At 71.5% G+C, this 19,875-nt stretch carries 19 protein-coding genes and 1 pseudogene; 9 read left to right on the plus strand and 11 right to left on the minus strand.

The genetic code is table 11. The features are described 5' to 3' along the window. Nucleotides 1-182: 182 nt before the first annotated feature. The 4 genes from ACFZDI_RS09800 to ACFZDI_RS09815 form a co-directional block, all read right to left on the minus strand. Nucleotides 183-1,211 carry a methyltransferase gene (locus ACFZDI_RS09800; RefSeq protein WP_391249040.1) on the minus strand — a complete coding sequence of 343 codons (1,029 nt, stop codon included), beginning with the start codon at nt 1,209-1,211 and terminating at the stop codon, nt 183-185. An 85-nt stretch (nt 1,212-1,296) separates the two neighbouring features. Beyond that, nucleotides 1,297-2,397 carry a right-handed parallel beta-helix repeat-containing protein gene (locus ACFZDI_RS09805; RefSeq protein WP_391249042.1) on the minus strand — a complete coding sequence of 367 codons (1,101 nt, stop codon included), beginning with the start codon at nt 2,395-2,397 and terminating at the stop codon, nt 1,297-1,299. A 112-nt stretch (nt 2,398-2,509) separates the two neighbouring features. Further along, nucleotides 2,510-2,980, minus strand: a complete 471-nt coding sequence (locus ACFZDI_RS09810; protein WP_391249045.1) for a hypothetical protein — start codon at nt 2,978-2,980, stop codon at nt 2,510-2,512. A gap of 661 nt (nt 2,981-3,641) precedes the next feature. After that, nucleotides 3,642-4,238 carry a DUF5994 family protein gene (locus tag ACFZDI_RS09815; protein ID WP_391249048.1) on the minus strand — a complete coding sequence of 199 codons (597 nt, stop codon included), beginning with the start codon at nt 4,236-4,238 and terminating at the stop codon, nt 3,642-3,644. Between the two features lie 408 nt (nt 4,239-4,646). Here ACFZDI_RS09815 and ACFZDI_RS09820 point away from each other — a divergent pair, with 408 nt between their 5' ends. Beyond that, nucleotides 4,647-6,482: a SpoIIE family protein phosphatase gene (locus ACFZDI_RS09820; RefSeq protein ID WP_391249050.1), complete on the plus strand. Its 1,836-nt coding sequence runs from the start codon at nt 4,647-4,649 to the stop codon at nt 6,480-6,482. Nucleotides 6,483-6,514: 32 nt separating this feature from the next. Here ACFZDI_RS09820 and ACFZDI_RS09825 read toward each other — a convergent pair whose 3' ends face one another. Further along, on the minus strand, nt 6,515-7,189 hold the full coding sequence (locus ACFZDI_RS09825; RefSeq protein WP_391249052.1) for a hypothetical protein: 675 nt from the start codon (nt 7,187-7,189) through the stop codon (nt 6,515-6,517). Between the two features lie 979 nt (nt 7,190-8,168). Here ACFZDI_RS09825 and ACFZDI_RS09830 point away from each other — a divergent pair. The 5 genes and pseudogenes from ACFZDI_RS09830 (at nt 8,169) to ACFZDI_RS09850 (ending at nt 11,226) form a co-directional block, all read left to right on the plus strand. Beyond that, complete coding sequence (locus tag ACFZDI_RS09830) at nt 8,169-8,420, plus strand: hypothetical protein (RefSeq protein WP_234846032.1); 252 nt, start codon at nt 8,169-8,171, stop codon at nt 8,418-8,420. A 59-nt stretch (nt 8,421-8,479) separates the two neighbouring features. Continuing rightward, a pseudogene (locus ACFZDI_RS09835) lies at nt 8,480-8,890 on the plus strand (DUF5994 family protein); the annotation flags it as partial. Between the two features lie 568 nt (nt 8,891-9,458). Further along, the gene (locus ACFZDI_RS09840; protein ID WP_391249054.1) at nt 9,459-10,469 is read left to right on the plus strand and encodes a fatty acid desaturase; all 1,011 of its coding nucleotides are present in this window, start codon (nt 9,459-9,461) and stop codon (nt 10,467-10,469) included. 39 nt (nt 10,470-10,508) lie between these two features. After that, complete coding sequence (locus ACFZDI_RS09845) at nt 10,509-10,925, plus strand: DUF5994 family protein (RefSeq protein WP_391249056.1); 417 nt, start codon at nt 10,509-10,511, stop codon at nt 10,923-10,925. A 46-nt stretch (nt 10,926-10,971) separates the two neighbouring features. Further along, a complete protein-coding gene (locus ACFZDI_RS09850) occupies nt 10,972-11,226 on the plus strand; it encodes a hypothetical protein (protein WP_391249535.1) in 255 nt (84 codons plus the stop codon). Here the strand turns inward: ACFZDI_RS09850 and ACFZDI_RS09855 are convergent. Together ACFZDI_RS09855 and ACFZDI_RS09860 are read right to left on the minus strand one after the other, a co-directional pair. Further along, on the minus strand, nt 11,141-11,695 hold the full coding sequence (locus ACFZDI_RS09855) for a GNAT family N-acetyltransferase (RefSeq protein WP_391249058.1): 555 nt from the start codon (nt 11,693-11,695) through the stop codon (nt 11,141-11,143). The two genes, ACFZDI_RS09850 and ACFZDI_RS09855, sit on opposite strands and share 86 nt — an antisense overlap. Before the next feature lie 85 nt (nt 11,696-11,780). Then, complete coding sequence (locus tag ACFZDI_RS09860) at nt 11,781-12,434, minus strand: hypothetical protein (RefSeq protein ID WP_391249060.1); 654 nt, start codon at nt 12,432-12,434, stop codon at nt 11,781-11,783. Nucleotides 12,435-12,716: 282 nt separating this feature from the next. On the opposite strand from ACFZDI_RS09860, the gene ACFZDI_RS09865 reads away from it, so the two are divergent. Continuing rightward, the gene (locus ACFZDI_RS09865; RefSeq protein ID WP_234846026.1) at nt 12,717-12,884 is read left to right on the plus strand and encodes a hypothetical protein; all 168 of its coding nucleotides are present in this window, start codon (nt 12,717-12,719) and stop codon (nt 12,882-12,884) included. 87 nt (nt 12,885-12,971) lie between these two features. Here ACFZDI_RS09865 and ACFZDI_RS09870 read toward each other — a convergent pair whose 3' ends face one another. Then, nucleotides 12,972-14,477 (minus strand): FAD-dependent oxidoreductase, encoded by a 1,506-nt coding sequence (locus ACFZDI_RS09870; protein WP_391249062.1) that lies wholly within the window; start codon nt 14,475-14,477, stop codon nt 12,972-12,974. 155 nt (nt 14,478-14,632) lie between these two features. On the opposite strand from ACFZDI_RS09870, the gene ACFZDI_RS09875 reads away from it, so the two are divergent. Then, entirely contained in the window at nt 14,633-15,829 is a 1,197-nt protein-coding gene (locus ACFZDI_RS09875; RefSeq protein ID WP_391249064.1) for a cytochrome P450, read from the plus strand. A gap of 29 nt (nt 15,830-15,858) precedes the next feature. Here ACFZDI_RS09875 and ACFZDI_RS09880 read toward each other — a convergent pair whose 3' ends face one another. Beyond that, a complete protein-coding gene (locus ACFZDI_RS09880; RefSeq protein WP_391249066.1) occupies nt 15,859-16,230 on the minus strand; it encodes a hypothetical protein in 372 nt (123 codons plus the stop codon). 233 nt (nt 16,231-16,463) lie between these two features. Here ACFZDI_RS09880 and ACFZDI_RS09885 point away from each other — a divergent pair, with 233 nt between their 5' ends. Continuing rightward, a complete protein-coding gene (locus tag ACFZDI_RS09885) occupies nt 16,464-16,958 on the plus strand; it encodes a MarR family transcriptional regulator (protein ID WP_391249068.1) in 495 nt (164 codons plus the stop codon). A gap of 71 nt (nt 16,959-17,029) precedes the next feature. Here ACFZDI_RS09885 and ACFZDI_RS09890 read toward each other — a convergent pair whose 3' ends face one another. Next, nucleotides 17,030-18,376, minus strand: a complete 1,347-nt coding sequence (locus ACFZDI_RS09890; RefSeq protein WP_391249070.1) for a jacalin-like lectin — start codon at nt 18,374-18,376, stop codon at nt 17,030-17,032. A 276-nt stretch (nt 18,377-18,652) separates the two neighbouring features. Continuing rightward, nucleotides 18,653-19,804 carry a trypsin-like serine protease gene (locus ACFZDI_RS09895; RefSeq protein WP_391249072.1) on the minus strand — a complete coding sequence of 384 codons (1,152 nt, stop codon included), beginning with the start codon at nt 19,802-19,804 and terminating at the stop codon, nt 18,653-18,655. Between the last annotated feature and the right edge of the window lie 71 nt (nt 19,805-19,875).

The raw sequence follows: 19,875 nt of genomic DNA on the forward strand, positions 1-19,875 counted from the left end.
CGACCCGGGGGGCCCCCCCACGCCCCCCTGGGCCCCGCGATCCCCGGCGGGGGCCCCCCCCCCGGGGGCCCCCCCCCCGGGGGGCCCCCCGGGGGGGGGGGCCCCCGCGGGGGCGCCCCCGGCGACCGGTCGTACCTGGGGGGGAGCCACGGGGCGCCAGTGCTCCGCGGTGCGCGGTCGGATCAGCCGGGAACGTGGCAGTCGAACGCGTGCAGGTACGGGTTGACCGGGCTGATGTCGTCGATGACCAGGCCTGCCTCTGTCAGCCGGTCCACCATGCTCCGGGTGGTGTGCTTCGCCCCGCCGACGTTGAGGAGCAGCAGCAGGTCCATCGCGGTGCTGAACCGCATGGACGGCGTGTCGTCGACGAGGTTCTCGATGACCACGACCCGCGTCCCGGGGCCGCCGGCCTCGCGGACGTTGCGCAGGGTGCGGGCCGTGCTCTCGTCGTCCCATTCCAGGATGTTCTTGATGACGTAGACGTCGGCCTTCACCGGGACGGCCGTCCGGACGTCGCCGGGCACCACCCGTGCGCGGTCCGCGAGGTCACCGCCGGCGCGCAGTCTCGGGACGGCGTTCTCCACCACCCGCGGGAGGTCCAGCAGCGTCCCGTGCATCGTGGGGTACTTGTCCAGCAGGCTCGCGACCACGTGCCCCTGGCCACCGCCGATGTCGGCGACCGACGCGCTCCCCGACAGGTCGAGGAACTCCGCGACGTCGCGCGCCGACTGCACGCTGGAGGTCGTCATGGCGCGGTTGAAGACGTCGGCCGACTCCGGGGCGTCCTCGTTGAGGTAGGGGAAGAACTCCTTGCCGTACAGGTCCTCCACCACGTTGTGGCCGGTGCGCACGGCCTCGTCCAGCTTCGGCCAGACGTCCCAGGTCCACGGCTCGGTGCACCACAGCGTGATGGCGCGCAGGCTGTCGGGGTCGTCCTCGCGCAGCAGACGCGAGACGTCGGTGTGCGCGAAGGTCCCGTCCGGGTGCTCGGCGAAGACGCCGTAGCAGGACAGCGCCCTCAGGAGCCGGCGCAGCGGGCGAGGTTCGGCCTTCACCGCGGCCGCGAGGTCCTCCACGGCCATGGGATCGTCACCGAGCGCGTCGGCGACGCCCAGCCGGGCGGCCGCGCGGAGGGCGGCGGCACATGCCGCCCCGAATGCGAGTTCCCGCAGCCGCATGGAGGGCGCGGGAGCGGGCTGAGTGGTCGTCATGTGCCGCCTTCCTTCTTGGGTCAGGTGCAGCAGGGGGCTACCGGGTACGTGCCGGTCCCGGTGCGAAGAGGAGCGGGGGGAACGGTCAGCACAGTCCGGCGGGCAGGGACGACGCGCAGTGGTTGCCCTGGAACGTGTTGCCCTGACCGGGGTCGGTGTTGACCAGGTCCGCCGGGGAGTTGCCCTCCAGCAGGTTGCCGCTGATCCGGTTCCGCTCGCTGGTCGTGCCCACGAAGCTCTTGAACAAGACGATGCCGCCCGACAAGGGGGAGGTGCCGACGTTGTCCCTGATCACGTTGTGCGTGATCAGGTTGTCGTCGGCGCCCGTCACGACGATGCCGGATCCCTGCAGGGCGTCCAGCCGGGCGGTCTTCGGGCAGGACTTGTTGTTGCGCTCGATGCGGTTGCCGCGCACGGTCACGAAGCCGGCCTTCGGCTTGTTCTCGTCACCGACGACGAAGACCGCCGCGCAGTTGCCGGTGAGGTGGTTGCCCTTCACGGTCAGGTTGCGCAGCCGGCGGACGGTGACGCCGATCCGGTTGCCCTCCAGCCGGTTGCGCGCCACGACCGTCCCCTCGGTGTCGGCGGCGCCCTGCTCCTGTGTCACCGTGTTGGCGAGGAACAGGCCCGCGTCGCCGTTGCCGCGGGCGGTGTTGTCGCGGAACAGGCCACGGCGCGAGTGCTCCGTGGCGATGCCCCACACCCCGTTCTCGGCCGCGGTGACATTGCGCACGGTCAACCGGTCGGCCTGGTTGGCGTAGACGCCGGTCTTGGGGAAGCCGGTCACCGTCAGGGAGGCGATGGTGACGCCGTCGACGTTGTGGTCCTTCGCGCCCCCGACACAGATGCCGTTGCCGGCCGCGGCACAGCCGGCGGCGCCGGACGGGGTGTCCGGGGCGGTGCTCGGGGCGGTGGTCGTGCTCGTGCCCGCCGCCGGCCTGAGCACCGTGCCTCGGCCCATGCCCTTCAGGGTCAGCCCTGGGGTGGTGATGTCGACGCTCGCGTGGTGAATGCCGCGCGCCAGCAGAACGGTGTCGCCCGGCCGGGCCGCGTCCACCGCCTCCTGGATCGATTCTCCCGGAATGACGACATGGACCGTGTGGTCGGCGGTGTTCGGAGCGGCGCCGAGCCCCGTCCCGAGCAGCGCCCCAAGGCACGCCAGAGGTGCGATATGACATTTCTTCATATCGCGCAGGTTATGTCCCCATAGCCCGGAACCGGCGGGTTGGTCCATCCGGCGGCGTGGCCCCCGCCCGGATCCCGACCTCTGTCCGCTTCAGCACCGCGAGAGGCACGCGTCAGGCGATCCACGCCTCGGTATGCCGGTGACGGTCCAGGCCCACGGCCGAGAACTCGTCCCGGCCGGCACACGCCACAGCCCCCAGTCGCCGCAGCGCCTGAGACACCGGGCTCCCGGCCGACGCGAACGGCTCACCCTCGTCCACGTGGAGCGGCCCGAGCACGACCGCGCCGCCTTCCCACACGACGGCCCGCTGCTCGCCCACACCGCCGAAGTACTCCGACTCCACGTACGCCACCGGCCCAGCCTCCGACCAGCGGGCCAGGGTTTGCTCGAACCCGCCCGTCAGCCGCCGGAACCCCGACGCGCCCACCCCGCTGCCGTCTGCGACGGCATCGAACAGCGCGTACGTCATCGGCACCAGCGCCAGACCCTGTCCGACCGACGCCGGCCGGGCAGCGGCCAGGTCCCGTGAGACGACATGCAGTGTCTCCTCGACCGCGATCACTGCCTGCAGGCCGTAACTCATTCCCACCCCTCCTCATCGAGGTCCTCATCCTGCCCCCAGACCACTTGCCGCGGCCCGGCCTCGAGGCCGGGCCGCGGCGGGCGGCCGCGTCCCCCAGTGATGTGGTGAGTCATGTCAGTCGCGGGGGAGCAGGAGCCTGGCGAGCGCGGCGACCGCGAGCAGCACGGCCCGGAGCTGCTCCAGGTTGAGCCAAGACCCGCCGCCTGCCTGATCTGTTCGGCACGCACCCGGCGAATTCGGGAGTCCGGCTGGTCGAGGTGAAGGGAAGTCGCCGACTTGCACATGCCCTCCCGAAGGAAGGGAGCGAAGCTGGATGTGGGTGCTCTGCTTCCCGTGCCACACGTGCAGCGCCTCAGGACCGGCCAGAAGAGCGACTACCTAGCCGTCCAGCGTGGCTTCTCAGCCGGGGGCGACAGAACTTGGGAGCAGCTCATTGCGCCGAGCCCGGGGCGGTCGGGGCGGCGGGTGCCGCTCGTCGTCACCCTGCCGCGGGCCCTTCGCCGAGCCGACGGAGCCGGTCCCGCGACAGGCATCCCGGTGCGGAGGTAACGCACGCCGGCCATGCGGTCGCCGTGCTGGGAGTTCAGCAGGCGGATCAGGAACGCCCCGACCACGATGAGTCCCACGATCACGGCCACCGTCACGAAGGTCTCCACCATCCTCACCTTCCCCTCGGTTGCTGCCCCACCGTGCCGGTCATGGCCGGCACCCGTGGAGGTGCGGCCGCGTCGCGGGACCCGTGCCCTCCTTCGGAGTCCCACACCGCTTCCACGGCCCGGTCGGCGTCGCGCAGCGTCCGCAGGCGCTCCGCCTCCTCCATCAACCGGCTGGCGCTCGACGTACCGCGCGGGTCGCTCGCGGCGGCCATCAGCCAGGCGGCCGAGTCGGGAGCCGTCTGTGGCGGGACGACCAAGAGGTTCCAGCGGCCCACGTGGTAGGAGAGCAACAGCAGTTCATGCGGGTCCTGCTCGTCCCGGAACCAGCCCACGTGCATCAGACGCCCGGCGACGGGCACCTTGCGTGGGATGACCGGCCACTGCGCGGGATTCACCGTGACCCGGGTGATCCGTCCCCACAGCGGTTCCAGTACGGCGACCAGTGACGGGAGTTCCGCCTCCAGATCGCGGGAGCGGGGCCACCAGGCGCCGTCCAGCAGCGCCGGCGCGGAGCCGATGGGAGCCAGCGACAGACGCGGAGAGAGCGAGGAGAGCCGGTCATCGGCTTCGGTCGTCGGCGGGTGGGAAATGGTCGCCATCATGACGCGTACCCTGCCCCGGGCCGACCAGGGTCGGCCCGGAATATTGAATCGCCGAAAACGACACGAGCCTGGAAGCCGGTGTTCGAAATATCCTCGGTAAATCCAGCGTACTCCTCGAACAGGCCCGACGGACCGTGCGGACAGCGGAGGAACGCTCCCATGCGTTCCTCCGTTGGACCGTCGTCCCTGAGGCAACGATTCCGGGCGAGTTTCCTTGTGCCTGCCCAGCGCCGGCACTTCCCAAGCTGGGAGGGCGAGTTCGATTCTCGTCACCCGTCACCCGTCACCCGTCACCCGTCACCCGTCACCCGCTCAGGCCGAAGCCGCCTTCACGGAGGGGGGTTGTTCCGGCAGGCTGAGCCCGTGCCGCAGCAGGGTGGTCGCAGGGTCTCGCGCCGGGGGAACGACATGGCCGCGCGACGTCGCCGAACTGATCCGCCGAGTCGGGGGAATATCGATCCAGTGGTGTGTCGGTCCCCCGATGCTCCTGCGGGCTTCGACGAGGGTTTCCCTGACGGAGGCGGTGGCAAGGTGAAGGGTGCGGGAGACGAGGGAGGCCGACCAGGGGCCGAAAGGGGAAGCCGGCAGCCGGTCGTCGGGCCACTGGGCACGGCCCTGGTCGTGGTGGATCCCGCCGGACGGATCCTCGCGGTCAATCCGGCGGCCGTGCGGCTGCTCGGCCGCGCCGCCCCGGCGATGCGCGGGGAGGACGCACACGACCTGCTGCACCGGGATGCGCACGGCGGCAGGATCCCCCGGGAGCAGTGCCCGCTGCTGCGGGCCGTGGCCGAGAGGTCCGAGGCACGCGAGGAGGGCGACATCTGTCTGCGCGGTGACGGTCGCCTGATCGCGATCTCCTGGTCCGCTACCCCTGTGACGGACGACGGCGCCTTCATCGGCATGGCCGTGCTGTTCACCGACACCGCCGGCGAGCGCAGCGCGCGTCGGGAGCGTGCGGCCTACACACGTGCTCTGGAGGACCTCACCGAGCGGCTGACGCTGGTCGCGGAGATCACGGACGTACTCAGCCAGACCCTGGAGACCGATGAGGCCCTCGTCCGGCTGGGCCGCCTGCTGGTTCCCCGCCTCGCCGACTGGGCGGCGGTGGATCTCCTTGTCGGTTCCGGGCAGGTCCACCGGGTGGCGGTGACCGGTCCGGCGGGCCGGGTGGCCGGACTGGAGGGCGGGCACCAGCGTCTTACCGAGGCGGGGGAGGGAGATCACTCACCGCTCGTCCAGGTGCTCAACGGCGCTGATCCCGTACTGCAGCAGGAGGCGGACCCGGCCGCACTGCCCGCTTCTCCCCTGGCCGCCGTCCACGACGACTTCCTGCGGACAGTGGGCTCGACGTCGGCCGTCACGGTGCCGCTCGGCCCCCGAGGGCAGATCACCGGCGCCCTGACGGTGGTGCGCACGGACCCGGAGCACCCCTTCGACACCAACGACCTGGACGTCGTGAGCGACATCGGCCGCCGGGTCGGCCTGGTCATCGACAACGCACGGCGGTTCGGCCGCCAGCGCGCCGTCGCCGAGGCCATGCAGCGCAACCTGCTGGCCCCGCCGCCTCAGCCCGGCAGCCTGCGGCTGGCCGCCCGCTACCGGCCCGCCCCGGCCGGCTCCCAGGTGGGCGGCGACTGGTACGACGCGTTCCAGCGGAAGGACGGCACGCTCGCGCTGGTCATCGGCGATGTCGTGGGCCACGACCTGACCGCGGCGGCCGGAATGGCGCAACTGCACGGCATCCTGCGCTCGCTGGCCTGGGACCACACCGGCCCGCCCGGCGCCGTCGTCGACCGCCTCGACGACGCCATGCCCGCCATCACCACCGTCCCCATGGCCACCCTCGTTCTCGCTCTGCTCGAAGGCGACCCGCACACCGGTCCCTGGACGCTGCGGTGGACCAGCGCGGGGCACCCGCCGCCTCTGCTGCTGACCCGGGACGGGCAGGCGCAGTACCTCGAAGCGGGACAGGGAGTCGTCCTCGGTGTCCCTCCGGGCACCGGCGGCAGCCGGCCGAGCGCCGCCCGGCCCCTTCCACCGGGTTCCACTCTCCTGCTCTACACCGACGGCCTGATCGAGATCCCCGGCAGCGACCTGGACACCGGCCTCGCCCGTCTGCGCCGCCACGCCCTCGCTCTCGCCCATGAACCGCTGGACACGCTGTGCGACCAACTGCCCGCCCGCATGCCGCCCGGCAGCACCGACGACGTGGCCCTCCTGACCCTGCGTCTGCCGTCGCCCTGAAGGCGGTGACCGCGGTGAGGCGGGCCGGGGGCTCAGGCGTCGAGGACCAGGACGCGGAACGGGCCGAGCGGGGCCGTCCGCGGTGTGTCGCCTTCGACGTACCGCCATCCCCAGGACCGCAGCGCCTCGACGGTCCTGTGGTCGGAGCGCTTCACCAGCGTGACGGCGACGGCGGCACCGTGGTCGGTGAGCAGTCGTGTCTGCAGGCGCCGGGCGAGGTTCCAGGCACGGTCCTGGTTCTGCCTGCGTACCCGGGAGGGGACGTGGATCCCGGAGATCACGAAGAGGCGTCCGGAGGCGGCAAGCCGGAGCAGCCGCCCCGGAAGGTATCCGTCGAAGCCCTCCCACCAGGGGCCGTCGCCGCCTACGGGGAAGCCGTAGGCGCAACCGGTCAGCGCGGTGGTCTCCGCGATCAGCAGCTCGAACCCCGGTCGCCGTGCGTCGGCCGCAAGCCGCCGCAGGAAGGCGCTGCGGGCTTGGTTCCACACCCAGGGGCCACCGCCGGACGTCTCCGCGTACAGATCACCCAGTTCCTGCAGATGGTCCTCGATCTGACGCCGGGTCAGCGGACGGACGCGTTGCCCTTCCCGCGGCGATGAGCCCCGTTCCGGCCTCGGGCCGGGCTTCCGCGTCGCGGGCGGGTGCGAACCGACGGGACGCCCGAGGGGTTCTGTGGTCGTCGGCGCAGCCGACACGTTCACGATCATGAGGCAAGCCCTCTTCGGGCACGGACGGACCCGGCCCGGCGTCGTCGGTCGCCGAGAGCGGCACCGGTGTCGGAGTCGGCGCGCGACGCCCTCGGTGTCTTCAACCGTACTCCCGCGGCCGCACCCCCCTTCGGTACCGACGGTGGACGAGAACACCGAGGCGGGTACGGCGGTTCCCTCCGCTTCCCGACAGTCGGGGGCGCACAGGAGTACGGTGGAGGTACCGAGGGCATGTCGCACACCGGCTTCCGCGCTGGTCTCGTCCTCGGCGAGACACTTCGCCGGAAGCCTCGCGCAGCGCAGGAGCTTCCGGAGACAGGTCAGCACGATGGCCCCGGCCCTTGATTCCTTCCCCGCCCCCGACGCGTGGCCGGTGCCCGACCCGCGCAGGGCCGTACTGCAGCTCCTCAGCACCGGCGCCACGAGCACGAACGGCACCACCGGCACCAATCCACCACCCCGAGGCCGAGGGACGGCGGGTTCACCTCTCCCAAGCTCTTCTCGCGTTCGACCGACCGTCAGGTCGTGACCGCCGTGGACATCGACCTCAGCATCGCCGTGCTCCTCGTGCTCATCGCCGCCGGAGCGTACGTGATCCACCGGCTCAACTCCGCACACAGCGAAAGGACCGCTTTGCGTTCCTGCAGCCGCTTCCTTCCCGGCCCCCCAGCCGCCGACGACCGAGCCGCCGGCACCACCCCGCCGCCCCCATCACACTCCACCCCGTCCGCCTCGCTCGACCGTCGCGACCATCGCGACAGCGGGCGGGGGCGCTTCCGACCGCGCCGCCACCAGGAACGGACGACGCACAGCACGCGGAACACCGCGGGACGTTGAGGTCGAGATGGCCGACAGAACAGACGTCACTTCCGTGCCCGCGCCGCTCCGCCGAAACCGCAGCCGCAGCCAAGGCACCGGCACCAGTCACGGCACTAGCGAAGATTCACAGACGTACGAGACCGCCGACGGCGATCTCCCCATGGGCGACCTCGCGGAGGTCCGCATCATCGCCGCCAGCCCCGACATCGCCCAACGAGTGGCGCAGCTACTGCGCCGGAGCCTCCGCTGCGACGAGCCCCGCAGCTACCCCGTGGGCCCCGGCGGGCAGGGCACCCTGCTCCATCTCACCGTCGACACCGGGCATGTCGGCGAAGAGACCTTCACCCAGTCGTCTTGGCTGGCCACCAGCCACACCCAGGCGCGACGCGCCCACACCGACGAGCCTGGCTGACGCCGGCCCAGCAGCACCGGCAGTCGTAGGACGGCCGCCCGAGGACAGGAACCGCGACCATGAACCCGCACACCGGCACGGGCCCACCGCCGAGGACCGGCGACCGCGCCCCCAGCCGCCCGGTACGCACGCCACCGGTCCCTGCCCGGCTCGCCTTGCGCCCGCCGACCTTCCCGCCCGGCCCTCTCTGCGGCGCCTGGTGGCCGCGCAGCGATGACCTGTTGGCCGAACTGCCCGCACTCATCGAGGCGTTCGACGCGACGCGAGGACGCGTGTCGCGGATGGCGTCCCACCGCGACACCTGGGCGGCGGCGCCCTGCGAGCTGCCCGTGCCCGGGCACACGGTGAAGGCCGCGTGGTTCGCCTCCGGTTTCGACCCGCACACGATTCGGCTCTTCTCGTACGGCGTCGGACGCTGGGACCTGCTCGTCGTCCCACCCCGGACCGAGACCGCCACGGCCGCACGGCTCATGGCCGCGGCTGCCGACCCCGCGCTCCACCTCACTGGGAGCGAGCTCCTGGCGGCCGAGCAACGCCTCCACGCCAAGGGCGAGGCCGTACGCGAGCAAGGGCAGACGGAGCAGTGGGAGGTCGAGGGCGGAGCACCGAGGCGAGCCTGGGCCCCCTCTCCGCTCCGGCAACTGTTACGGTCCGCGACTCACTTCTCGCTTCCCGCCAGGTACGCTGAAGGAACCGAGGGCACGACGCATACCGGCGACGGACCGGCTTTCGCTCCCGGCGCACCACGACTCCGGACGGTCGTCGCCCGGACAGGTTCCGCATCACGGTCACGGCAGCCTCTGCGGCCTAACTTCGACCTAACTTCGACGCGGGTGTCGTGGCACCACGTTTCGCAGGCGACCGGCACACAGAGCGCAGCCGGAACACCGCCCCCCCAGCCGCGCAGGAGAGCGTGGCCCCACCCGACGGCCGCTCGTCCACGCCACCACAGCAGCCGCCCCCCCGGCCGCGCCTCCCCGGCCTATCGTCTCGGCCCGGCGGGAGGAACCCCCTTCACCGAGGCTGAGGAGCCCCGTCATGCCGCTCGATTCGTCCGCGACCGTTCCCTCACCGGCGGAGGCCCCGCCGGATCCCGTGGGCCCGCCCCGGGCTTACGACGGAACGGTGCCCTTCCCGTCCGGCGGCCCGGCGCCCGCACGCGGCGGTGCCGAGCGCGTGTACGTGGCGGTGACGGCGGCGATCGTAGTCCTGCCGTTCCTGGCGCTCGGCGCGGCGGGCTGGTGGCTGTGGGGAAGCCTCATCCGGCCCGCCGACATCGTCCTTGCGCTCGTCCTCTACGTGGTCACGGGCCTCGGCGTCACCGTCGGCTTCCACCGCGGCCTGACCCACGGCGGCTACCGGGCGGTCCGGCCGGTGCGTATCGCGCTGGCGGTGGCCGGGTCGATGAGCTTCCAGGGGGACGTGATCAGCTGGGTCGCCACGCACCGTCGCCACCACGCCTTCACGGACCGGCCCGGCGACCCTCACTCCCCGTACCGCTACGGCACCCATCTGCGCGGCCAGTTGCGCGGCCTGCTGGACGCCCACGTCGGCTGGCTGTTCCGCAACGACCCCACGCCCGCCGACCGGTACGCCCCCGACCTGCTGGCCGACCGCGACATACGCGCTGTCGCCCGCGCCTTCCCGGCCCTGTGCGTCCTCACACTCGCACTGCCCTTCGGGATCGGCTGGGCAGTCGGCGGCACGTGGGTCCACGCGCTGACGGCCGCGCTGTGGGCAGGGCTCGTCCGCATCGCCCTGCTCCATCACGTGACGTGGAGCGTCAACTCCCTGTGCCACGTGCTGGGCAAGCGGCCCTTCCGTACCCGCCGCCACGACCGGGCCACCAACCTGTGGCCGCTCGCCCTGCTCTCCTTCGGCGAGAGCTGGCACAACCTGCACCACGCCGACCCCACCAGCGCCCGGCACGGCGTCGACCGGGGCCAGATCGACCCCTCGGCCGCCGTCATCCGACTCCTCGAACGGCTCGGCTGGGTGCAGGACGTGCGCTGGCCCACGTCGGACCGGCTCGCCGCCCGCCGGGCCTGACCCGAACCCACCGCTCCACAACCCGTCGAAGGAAACGCCATGATCACCACAGCGCCACCGGCACCGCCCGCACCTCCCGTACCGTCCATCCGCCCTCTCCTACGCCTGCGGCTCGCGCCCCACAGCGTGCTGCCACGGCGCCTCGACGGGGTGTGGTGGCCGCGTTCGTACGACCTCCTGGCAGAGCTTCCGCAGCTGCTCGCCGCACTGCCGCGCGCCTGGGGACACATCGCCGGCGTCACGGTGAACGGAGCGGCCTGGTCCGCGGCACCTGGCCGGATGCTCGTCGCCAACCAGGTCGTACGACTGCGGAAGACGGTCGCAGCGCACGCCCCGGACACCGTCGTCCTGCTAGCACCCGGCCACGGCCGCTGGGACTTGCTCGTCGTGCCGCCCGACACCACCGAGGAGGCGGCCGAACCGATCATGACCGCCGTGCTCGGCGACCGCGCCTGACCCGCCAGGAGGAAGGGTCGGCCCGATGACCCTGACCTACGAGGTCATGCGACTGGCCCGGACGGGCGGGCAGCGCATGGTCGTCTACCAGGCTGCCCCTGCAACCCCGGACGAGGCGGCCATGCTCCGACTGGAGTCCCCGGAGAGCCGCCCGCAGCCGGCGGCACAGCCGACCGAAGGTCTGGCCCCGTGGGAAACGGCAGGGGAGACGGTGCTCAGCGGGAGGTCGACATGTTCCGCGACTCCCGCACGCCCAACCACTGTTCGGCGCCGTAGTCCTCGAACCGCTCCACCTCGGTGAAGCCCAGTTTCGCCGCGAGGCGCATCGCGCGCTCGTCGGCGGTCTGGGTGCACAGCACCACCGGCTCGCCGGGAAGCACGTCGGCGAACCAGTCCAGTACCGCCGCGCACGCCTCGGCGGCGTATCCGTGCCCCCACGCCTCCGGCAGCAGCAGGTAACCGAGTTCGGCCTCCTCGCCTTCCGGCCGGACGTGTCCCGGACGCTCCGCGTCACGCCGGTCGAGCGTGATCATGCCGATCATCGCTCCGCCGAGATCGATCACGAAGACCCCGGGCCGCCGCCCGGGCACCTCGGGAACCGCCCGCTCGAGCTCGTCACGCGGCCGGGCGCCACCGACGTAGGTGCCCACCTCCGGCGAGGCGAACAGCTCGATGAACGCCACACGATCCCGCGCCTCCGCCCCACGAAGCACGAGCCGTTCGGTCCGTAGGGGGGCGGGTGGCCACTCGGCGGGATCGAGTTGAGTCATGTCGCGCAACGTACCGCGCAGCCAACCTCATGGGGGGACCAGGATCGTCGGAAGCAGGACTGTCGTTGCCTCGTGCTGTCGGTTGTCAGCCGGCGGTCGTCTCGGCCTGTGTCTCGGCCTCGGGTGCGGGCGCATCCTTCTGCGCCGGCGCGCTGTAGAAGACGGACCTGCCCTGCTTGGAGCGCTCGGCGCCGCTCTTGGCCACGAGGCCCTCGAGGGTGACGCGCACGACCTTGGGGGAGATGTCGCGGTCGGGGTGGGCCTGGCCGAGGGCCGTGGAGATCTCGGCGGCGGAGCGCGGTTCCTTCTGCTCGGCGAGGTGGCGGCGGATGAGTTCCACCAGGGTCAGGTCGGCCGCCTTGGGCGTGTTCGCGGTCTTGGCCGCGTTCGTCGTCTTGGCCGCGGACTTCCTGGGCGCCTTCTTCGCGGGAGCGGCAGTCGCCTTGCGTGTCTTCTGCTTCCCCCCGGCCGCGGCGGCGGCCTTCTTCCGACGCGGCGAGGGCACCACGGCGCTCCTGGACTCGGCAGCGGACCCACTCCGCGCCTGGGTGATGCCGAGGGCCTGCTGCATGCTGACCAGCACGCCGTGGTCATGCTGCAGAGCGGCAAGCTGCTCCTGCAGGGAGGCGATCTCCGCGCTGATGCGTTCCTGCTCCTTGAGGTTCGCGTCGAGGTCGCCCGTCACCTGGGCGATGTACTGGGAAGCCAGTTCGGTGGCGGGAGCTGCTGTCTCGGACATGGCACTGCCCTTTCCTGTGTACCGCACGATGCCTTGGTGGGAGATGGTACGGACAAGAGCAGCAGCTTGTTCCCGTCGAGCAGCGCTCTTTTGCCCGGTGGCAGCCTCCCGTCAGCGAGATGCAGCACCAACAATTCCTGTCCTAGGTCGAGTTGACTTCGGAAGTGCACATCGCAGCCGACAGAAGACTTCATCGGCACCCGCACAAGCAGGCGAACACCCGGTGTCTGCGAACGTGGAGGCGGGGCATACGGGCTGCATCCCCTTCGAGAGGAGCTTGTCATGCTCGGCATAGTCGCGGCGGTGTTGTTCTTCCTGGCGTTCCTGATCAACGCGGCCGAGATCGGCACCAACGATGTGTTCTCTTCGACGAACGTCATGTTGCTGGGACTGATGTGCCTGGCACTGCAGGTGGCCGGCGTCGGTGCCGGCTGGGCCCGCCGACGCTGACCTGGTGCTCCGCAGGTCCGGTGATGACTCCTCACCGGACCTGCACCGGCCGAAGCGCCCGCGACGGCACAGACGAAAGGGGGACGGCTACATCTCGCCGCCCTCCGAGCCGACTTGCGCCAGATAGTGCTCCAGGTACTCGGCGCTGTCAGCGGCCAGACCGATGTGGTGGTCGGGGCGGATGACGAACAGCCCGGTACCCAGCTCCTGGGCCAACGGCCCGCCGGTCACCTGGTGCGTCCGGAGACCCGCTGCCGCGGCGGGCAATGCACAGTTCACCGCGAGCAACGTGAAGTCCGGGCCGCGCAGCAGCTCGAACAGATTCCCGCAGGGGCCCTCGGTGGTGGCACACGGCAGGTCGGGCACACGGTCACCGGCCCGGACACCGGCCGGAGAACGCCGTTCACGGGCGTCCGTCGACAGCTCACTGTCGCGGTAGTGCACCGACAGCAGGTGGCAGACACGCCCCCGGTACCGGGCCTGCTCGTGGGGGTCCCGGGACGTGCGGCCCGCCCGGTACAGGCGGGTGCTGAGCTCCAGGGTGTCCGCCGCGGCGGCCCGGCGCTCGACCTCGTAACTGTCCAGCAGCGCGTCCGGGGCGTCGTGGCGCACCACCTGACCCAGCTTCCAGCCGAGGTTGTACGCATCCTGCACGCCGATGTTCAGCCCTTGGCCACCACCGGGCGGGTGCACATGGGCGGCGTCCCCGGCGAGGAAGACCCGTCCGTGGCGGAAGCGTTCGGCCATGGCCGTACGAGGCCGGTAGAACGAGAACCACCCCACGGCCGTGACCGCGTCCGCGGACAGATGGGTACGGGCGGCGATCAGAGCGCGCACGGTCTCGGGCGTCGCCGTGAACTCCTCGCCGGTGATCTTGGCGTTCAGCTGGAAGTCGGCGGTCCCGGGCAGCGGACACAGCAGCAGTTCACCTGCCGGGTCCGGCCAGACGTGCCAGTTGTCGCGGTCCAGCCCCCGCACGCGTACGTCCGCCACCACTGCCGAGCGCAGCCCGCCGTCCTCGCCCTTCAAGGCGATGCCCAGCGACTCACGCACCGTGCTGCGGCTGCCGTCCGCGCCGACCAGGTAGCGCGCCGACACCAGGTGACGGCCACCGTCGGAGTGCGTCACCTCCGCGCTCACGTGCGTGTCCGACTGCGTGAGAGAGGTGAGCCGCACGCCGCACTCCAGCGTGCCGCCCAGATTCAGCAGCCGCTCGCGCAGGATCTCCAGCGTGCGCCACTGGGGAACCAGCCACGGACGTGGATGACGCGACACCGGGGCCTGCGGGTCCGGCTCGATCAACTGCCACTCGCCTTGGCGCACCCCGTCGCGCCAGGTCTGCATGGGCGGGAAGAGGGAGCCCGCGGCCCGCAGCGCGTCGGCGACCCCCAGGTCGTCGAACACCTCCAGCGTGCGGGACTGCAGGCTCTTGCCGCGTGAACCGGCGAGGAGCCGGTCGCCGGCCTCGACGACATGCGTACGCAGACCACGCCTGGCGAGGTCGCAGGCGAGGGTGAGTCCGGTGGGTCCGGCGCCGACGACCAGCACGTCCACGGCCGGCGGCTGCGGTGTCGGAGGGGTGGTGTCGGGCATGTCTCCCCGCTTTCTGCCGTTTGACCCGGCACTGGGTGCATGGAGCGGCGCTCTGCCGCACCATGCGAAATGTCCCCCGTGGGTCGGGCAGCCGTGCTCCGCGCCCACCGGGTTCCGCCCACATGGCCGCACCGCCGACGCGCTCAGGAGTACCCATGGCTCACGTCGCCGCCTGCCCTTTCGACTTCAGCGAGCAACTGGACTTCGACCCGTCACTCGGCCGGCTGATGACCGACGGTCCGGTCAGCCGTATCCGACTGCCCTACGGCGAAGCCGAGGCGTGGCTGGTCACGACCTTCGAGGGGGTCCGTCAGGTGACGACCGACCCGAGGTTCAGCCGGGCGGCAATCGTCGGCCGTGACTACCCCCGCATGACACCCGAGCCGATCGTCTCCCCGGAGTCGCTCAACGTCATGGACCCGCCGCGCAGCACCCGGCTCCGTCATGCCGCCGCCCGGGCCTTCACACAGAGCGGCGTGAAACGCATGACGCCCGCCATCGAGCATGTGGCGCACCGTCTCGTGGACGAGATGGTCGAGCAGGGCCCGCCGGCCGACCTGGCCCTCTCCCTGTCCGCGCAACTGCCCAACCACACCATCTGCGCACTGCTGGACGTCCCTGACGCAGACCGGCCCCTGATGCTGCGTCACACCCAGCAGATGCTCGCCACCGCGCCCGAAGCCAGGCAGGCGGCGGCCGCGGCCAAGCAGCACCTGCGCGCCTACTTCACCACGCTCGTCGCCGAACGCCGGAAGGAGGGAGGCGACGACCTCATCACCACCATGGCGGCCTGCGAGCCGGGGGAGGAGCCCCTGAGCGACGACGAGCTGGCCGTCCTGGCACTGACCCTCATCCTCAGCGGCAATGACACCGCCACGTGCCAGATCAGCAACATCGCCTACACCCTGCTGACTCGCCCCGAACTTCTCGACCTGCTGCGGAGCCGTCCCGGACGGCTGCCCCGGATGCTGGACGAACTCCTGCGGCACATCCCGTTCCGCAAGGGCGTCGGTATCCCGCGCGTCGCGCTCGAGGACGTGAAAGTGGAGGGAGTGCTCATCCGCGCGGGTGACTTCGTCCACGTCTCCTATCTGGCGGCCAACCGGGACCCGGAGGTGTTCCCCGACCCGGACGCCCTCGACGTCGACCGCGCTTCTCACCCCCACATGACGTTCGGCTGGGGCGGCCACCACTGCATCGCCAGCACGTTCGCGATGGCGGAGATCGGCACGGCGATCGAGGTCCTGTTCACTCGTCTCCCCGGCCTGCGCCTGGCGGTACCGGCGAAGGACGTGCGCTGGGACACCCGGACCATCCGGCGCTTCCCCTTGGAGCTGCCCGTGACGTGGTGAGACCGTGACACCGCGGGCTGCTGTCTGTCTCAGGACAGCAGCATGCGCGTCCAAGCGACGGCCAGGACCGTGCAGGCGAGCGTGAACAGCCCTTGCACGACGGCGGTGACGGGCATCCTCAGCCGGGCGTGCACGACAGCGCCGGCCGCCGCGACGGCCGGACCACCCCAGATGACGAACCACGTCAGAACCGGAGCGCCCGACGAACGCGTCCGGCCCATGCCCACCGCGACGAGCAGCGTCACGGCCACGACGACGATGATCGCGTCCGCGATCAGCAGCAGCACGGCGACGGCGACATCGATCAGCCGGGAGGGACGCTCACGCCCGGGAGACGCCGGAGCGCCCTGATCATCCTTGTCATCCGTGTCATCAGTGTCATCCGTGACTGAGGGAGCCATGCCCTGACTGCACCGCGGAATGCCGCGTTCGACACCTTCCGGGCGAGTGCCGAGGAGAGTGTCGCGCCGAACAGCGATCGGTTGGTGAGGTCGACGATGAACGGGCCGACGTGTGCGGGGTAGCGGCCGACGATCGCCTTCGGCGGGTGCACCGAAGCCGGCACATGACCCCCGGAGCGGTGCGGCATGATCGGGAGGGTGGGTGCGCGAAGCGACGGAGGGGAGCCGGGGCTGTGAACGGGCAGGCGGAGATCTCGACGCCGGGAGAAGCGGCGAACGACGCCCTGGTTCTGGCCTTCGGCCGGCTGCAGGGGGCCGCGAACCGGCTGGAGTACATCCTGGGCCGGGCGCTGGAGGCGGAGTGCGGCATCAGCCATCTGACGTTCGAGGTGTTGCTCATCCTGGGCAGGGCGGGGGACGCCGGATTGTCGATGGGGGCCATCGCCCAGGAACAGGTGCTCACCACGGGAGGGGCCACCCGCCTGGTGGACCGCATGGTGGCGGCCGGACTGGTCGAGCGGGTCGAGGACCCCGGTGACCGCCGCGCGCGTCTGGTGCGCCTGACCGCGCTGGGGGAGGAGACCACGGTCGCCGCGGCCCGGGCGCACGTGGAGAACATCAAGCGCTACTTCCTTGCGCCCCTGCCGGCCGAGGACCGGGAGCGGTTCGCCGCGAACCTCCGCGTTCTCAGCCACGCGGCACGGGACATGCTTCCGCGCCTGCCCTGACGGCGGCGACAGCCGGTGAGAGGCCGTCGCCGCCGGCGGCGGACCGGCGCCGAGGGCCGTCGGCGAGCGCGTCAACGCCTCGTGTAGAGGAAGCCCAGCTTGTCGACCTCGTCACCGGCACGCCCGTGGAAGCCGGCGATCTGCCATCCCGACGGCGCCGTGCGTGTCACGCAGTCGGTCGTGGTGGTCCCGCCGGACAGGCTCCGGCCGAGGTTCGTGGTGAACGTGGCGGAGAAGATCCGTGTCCGGCCGCTCTTCTCGCCCCGGCACAGCCGGGCGGAGCTGAGATACTCCCCGCTGCCCAGGTTCAGGGACGACACCGTGCCACCGGTCCCGCCGTGGCGGATGACCTTGCCGTCGCCGAGCGTCAGGCCGACACCGTCGACACGGGTGCCGCTGCGGAGCGAAACACTCACCGGGCGCGCGCCCGCCGGTACGGCGTCGATGTCGGTGTAGTGGTCGCCGTGCGGTCCGCCGAACTGTTCGCTGAGCTGGAAGTCCGCGGAGCGCGACCAGGAGAAGCCCACGCTGATCGGATCGTGGTCGGACAGCATGAGCCCGTCGTCGGTGAGGAATCCGGCGTGCTCGTTGTTGTAGGAGGTGGCGTCGAGCGAGACGAGTCTGCTGCCGCGGTACAGCACCTTGTCCACGACCTCGCAGGTGTTGGGCACCGTGGGGCCCGTCTGGTCGCAGACCAGGGCGTCGCTGCCTTTGGCGGGCGGTACGCCGCCGCGGACGAGCCGGACCCAGGGATCCGTCAGGCCGTTCGCGGCGGCGAACTCGGCGATGGTGTCGCCCGAGCGCGTGTAGCGGGTGTTGGTGTCGCCCATGACGACGACGGCGTTCCCGGCCGAATGACTCTTGATGAAGGCTGTCAGCTGGTTGAGGTTGTCCGCCCGCGAGGCCAGGTCGCCGGGGTTCGTCCCGGCGTTGGTGTGCAGGTTGTAGAAGTCCACGTACACGCCCTCGGCGAGGCGCTGGCGGATGAAGGTGAACCCCTTGGGCGTGAGGCAGTCCCCCGAGTCGAGCTGGCAGGACTTCCAGCGCACCCGCTCGAAGTCGTCGGTGTCGTAGGGGAGTTTGGCCAGGGTGTTGAGACCGCTGCCGATTCCCGCACCGCCGCTGGTGGGCGTGCGGTGGGCGTGTGCGGTGTCGCCGGCGTAGAGGAAGGCGTGGTAGTTGAAGTCCTCCTGGACGTTGACGATGTCGTACGGCGCGATCCGCCGGCCGATGTCGGTGGTGGCGGGCTCGCGGGGAGTGGGAGCGCTGGAGATGCTCTCCGGCAGGCCCGCCACGTTGTAGGCGAGAACGCTGAAGGAACCGGACGCGGGGTCGGCGGCAGCGGCGGGGGAGATGTTCGTGATGAACCCGCCGATCGCGGCCGAGACCACCGCGACGGAGGCTAGAAGTCGGCGCATGAGAACCGGGACTCCTGACAACGGGGAGTGGGGAGCCGGAACTTACCGCGGGTAACTCCCTGGCGTTCCCCCGCCCGGCCGAGCGAGACCGAATCTTGACCGACGGGTCCGGACCAGCCACTCACCGGGCGTGGCGGCCCGGGTGCGACCGAAACATCCCCATGGAAATACCTGATGGTCCCCCCGCCGCCGTGGAGGACCGGGTGGGGTCCGGGCGGGCTCCGGTGGCCGTGGTGCGCCGAGGCCAACCGGAGCCCGCCCGGTGTGCGGGTGAGGTCAGGCCGTGTGCAGCCTCAGCCCGTACCGGTTGAGGATCTCGTTGACGGGCTGGTGCCAGGTCTCGCCGCCGCTGCCGCAGTTGCCCCAGCCGCCGGAGGTGACGCCCTGGGCCTGGTCACCGCTGATGAAGGAGCCGCCGGAGTCGCCGGGCTCGGCGCAGACGCTCGTCTTCGTCATCTGGTGGACGGCGCCCTCGCTGTAGTTCACCGTCTCGTTCTTCGCCAGCACGGTGCCGCAGTGCCAGTGCGTGGTGGAACCGGAGCGGCAGACGGAGGCACCCACCGGGGCCTCGGCGGAGCCGCGTACGAGCCGGTCGGGGATCGTGCCCCAGCCGAGCACCACCGGGACGGTCCACCAGCCGCTGCCCACGTTCACCCAGGCGTAGTCGTCGCCCGGGAAGGAGGAGCCCTGGACATTGCCGATGTAGGACCGGTCCCAGCCGTACACCGCGGCGCTCGGCCTGCCGCAGTGCCCGGCGGTGACGAAGCCGCCGTGCACCGAGAAGCCGATGGAGCAGCGGACGTTGCCGGTGTAGAAGGGGTCGCCGCCCACGGTGCCGGCGGCGAAGGTGCGTGGTGCGGCGGGACTCTGCCGCACCGTCACCGGACCTGCGTGGCGGGCCCGGGAGAGGAAGGCCCGGACATCGTTGTCGTCGCGGTGCGCGGCGACGACGCTGACGACGACCTTGTTGGCCTTCGGGTCCACGTGCCAACCGGCCACGCCCGCAGGCGCGTCCAGGGCGTCGATGCGCTCCTTCGCCGCGTCGAGGTGCCGCGCGTCGTACCGCACGAGGCGTACGGCCGCCCCGGTCGCGCGTACGGCGTCGGTGCGCGAGGCGCGGGTGAGGGCGACGGTGAGTCTGCCCTCGCGGGCGTCGAACCAGGAGCCGCTGTAGGCCGAACCCGCGGCCTTCCGTGCCGTGCGTTCGACGTCCGTTGCGGTCTTCTCCGCGACCAGGCGCGCTTCCGCCTCGTCACGGGTCAGCCCCAAGTCGCGCTGCATCGCGGCGAGCAGCTCGGGGGAGGCGGGTGCTTGGGCGGGGCGCGCGGGAGAGTCCGCCGCGGAAGCCGGCAGGGCGCTCGCGGTCGCCCAGGTGCCGAGCAGGAGGAGCGCGGACACGGCGGTGCGCAGGCTTGTGGTGCGTCTCAAGGGATGCCCCTTCGTTGTTCCATCAGGTGGGGGTGGAACAGCAGAGCTTGAGAGCGCTCTCGGATACGCCC

It is taken from the genome of Streptomyces sp. NPDC007907 (assembly GCF_042959365.1).
Taxonomy (GTDB): domain Bacteria; phylum Actinomycetota; class Actinomycetes; order Streptomycetales; family Streptomycetaceae; genus Streptomyces; species Streptomyces indiaensis.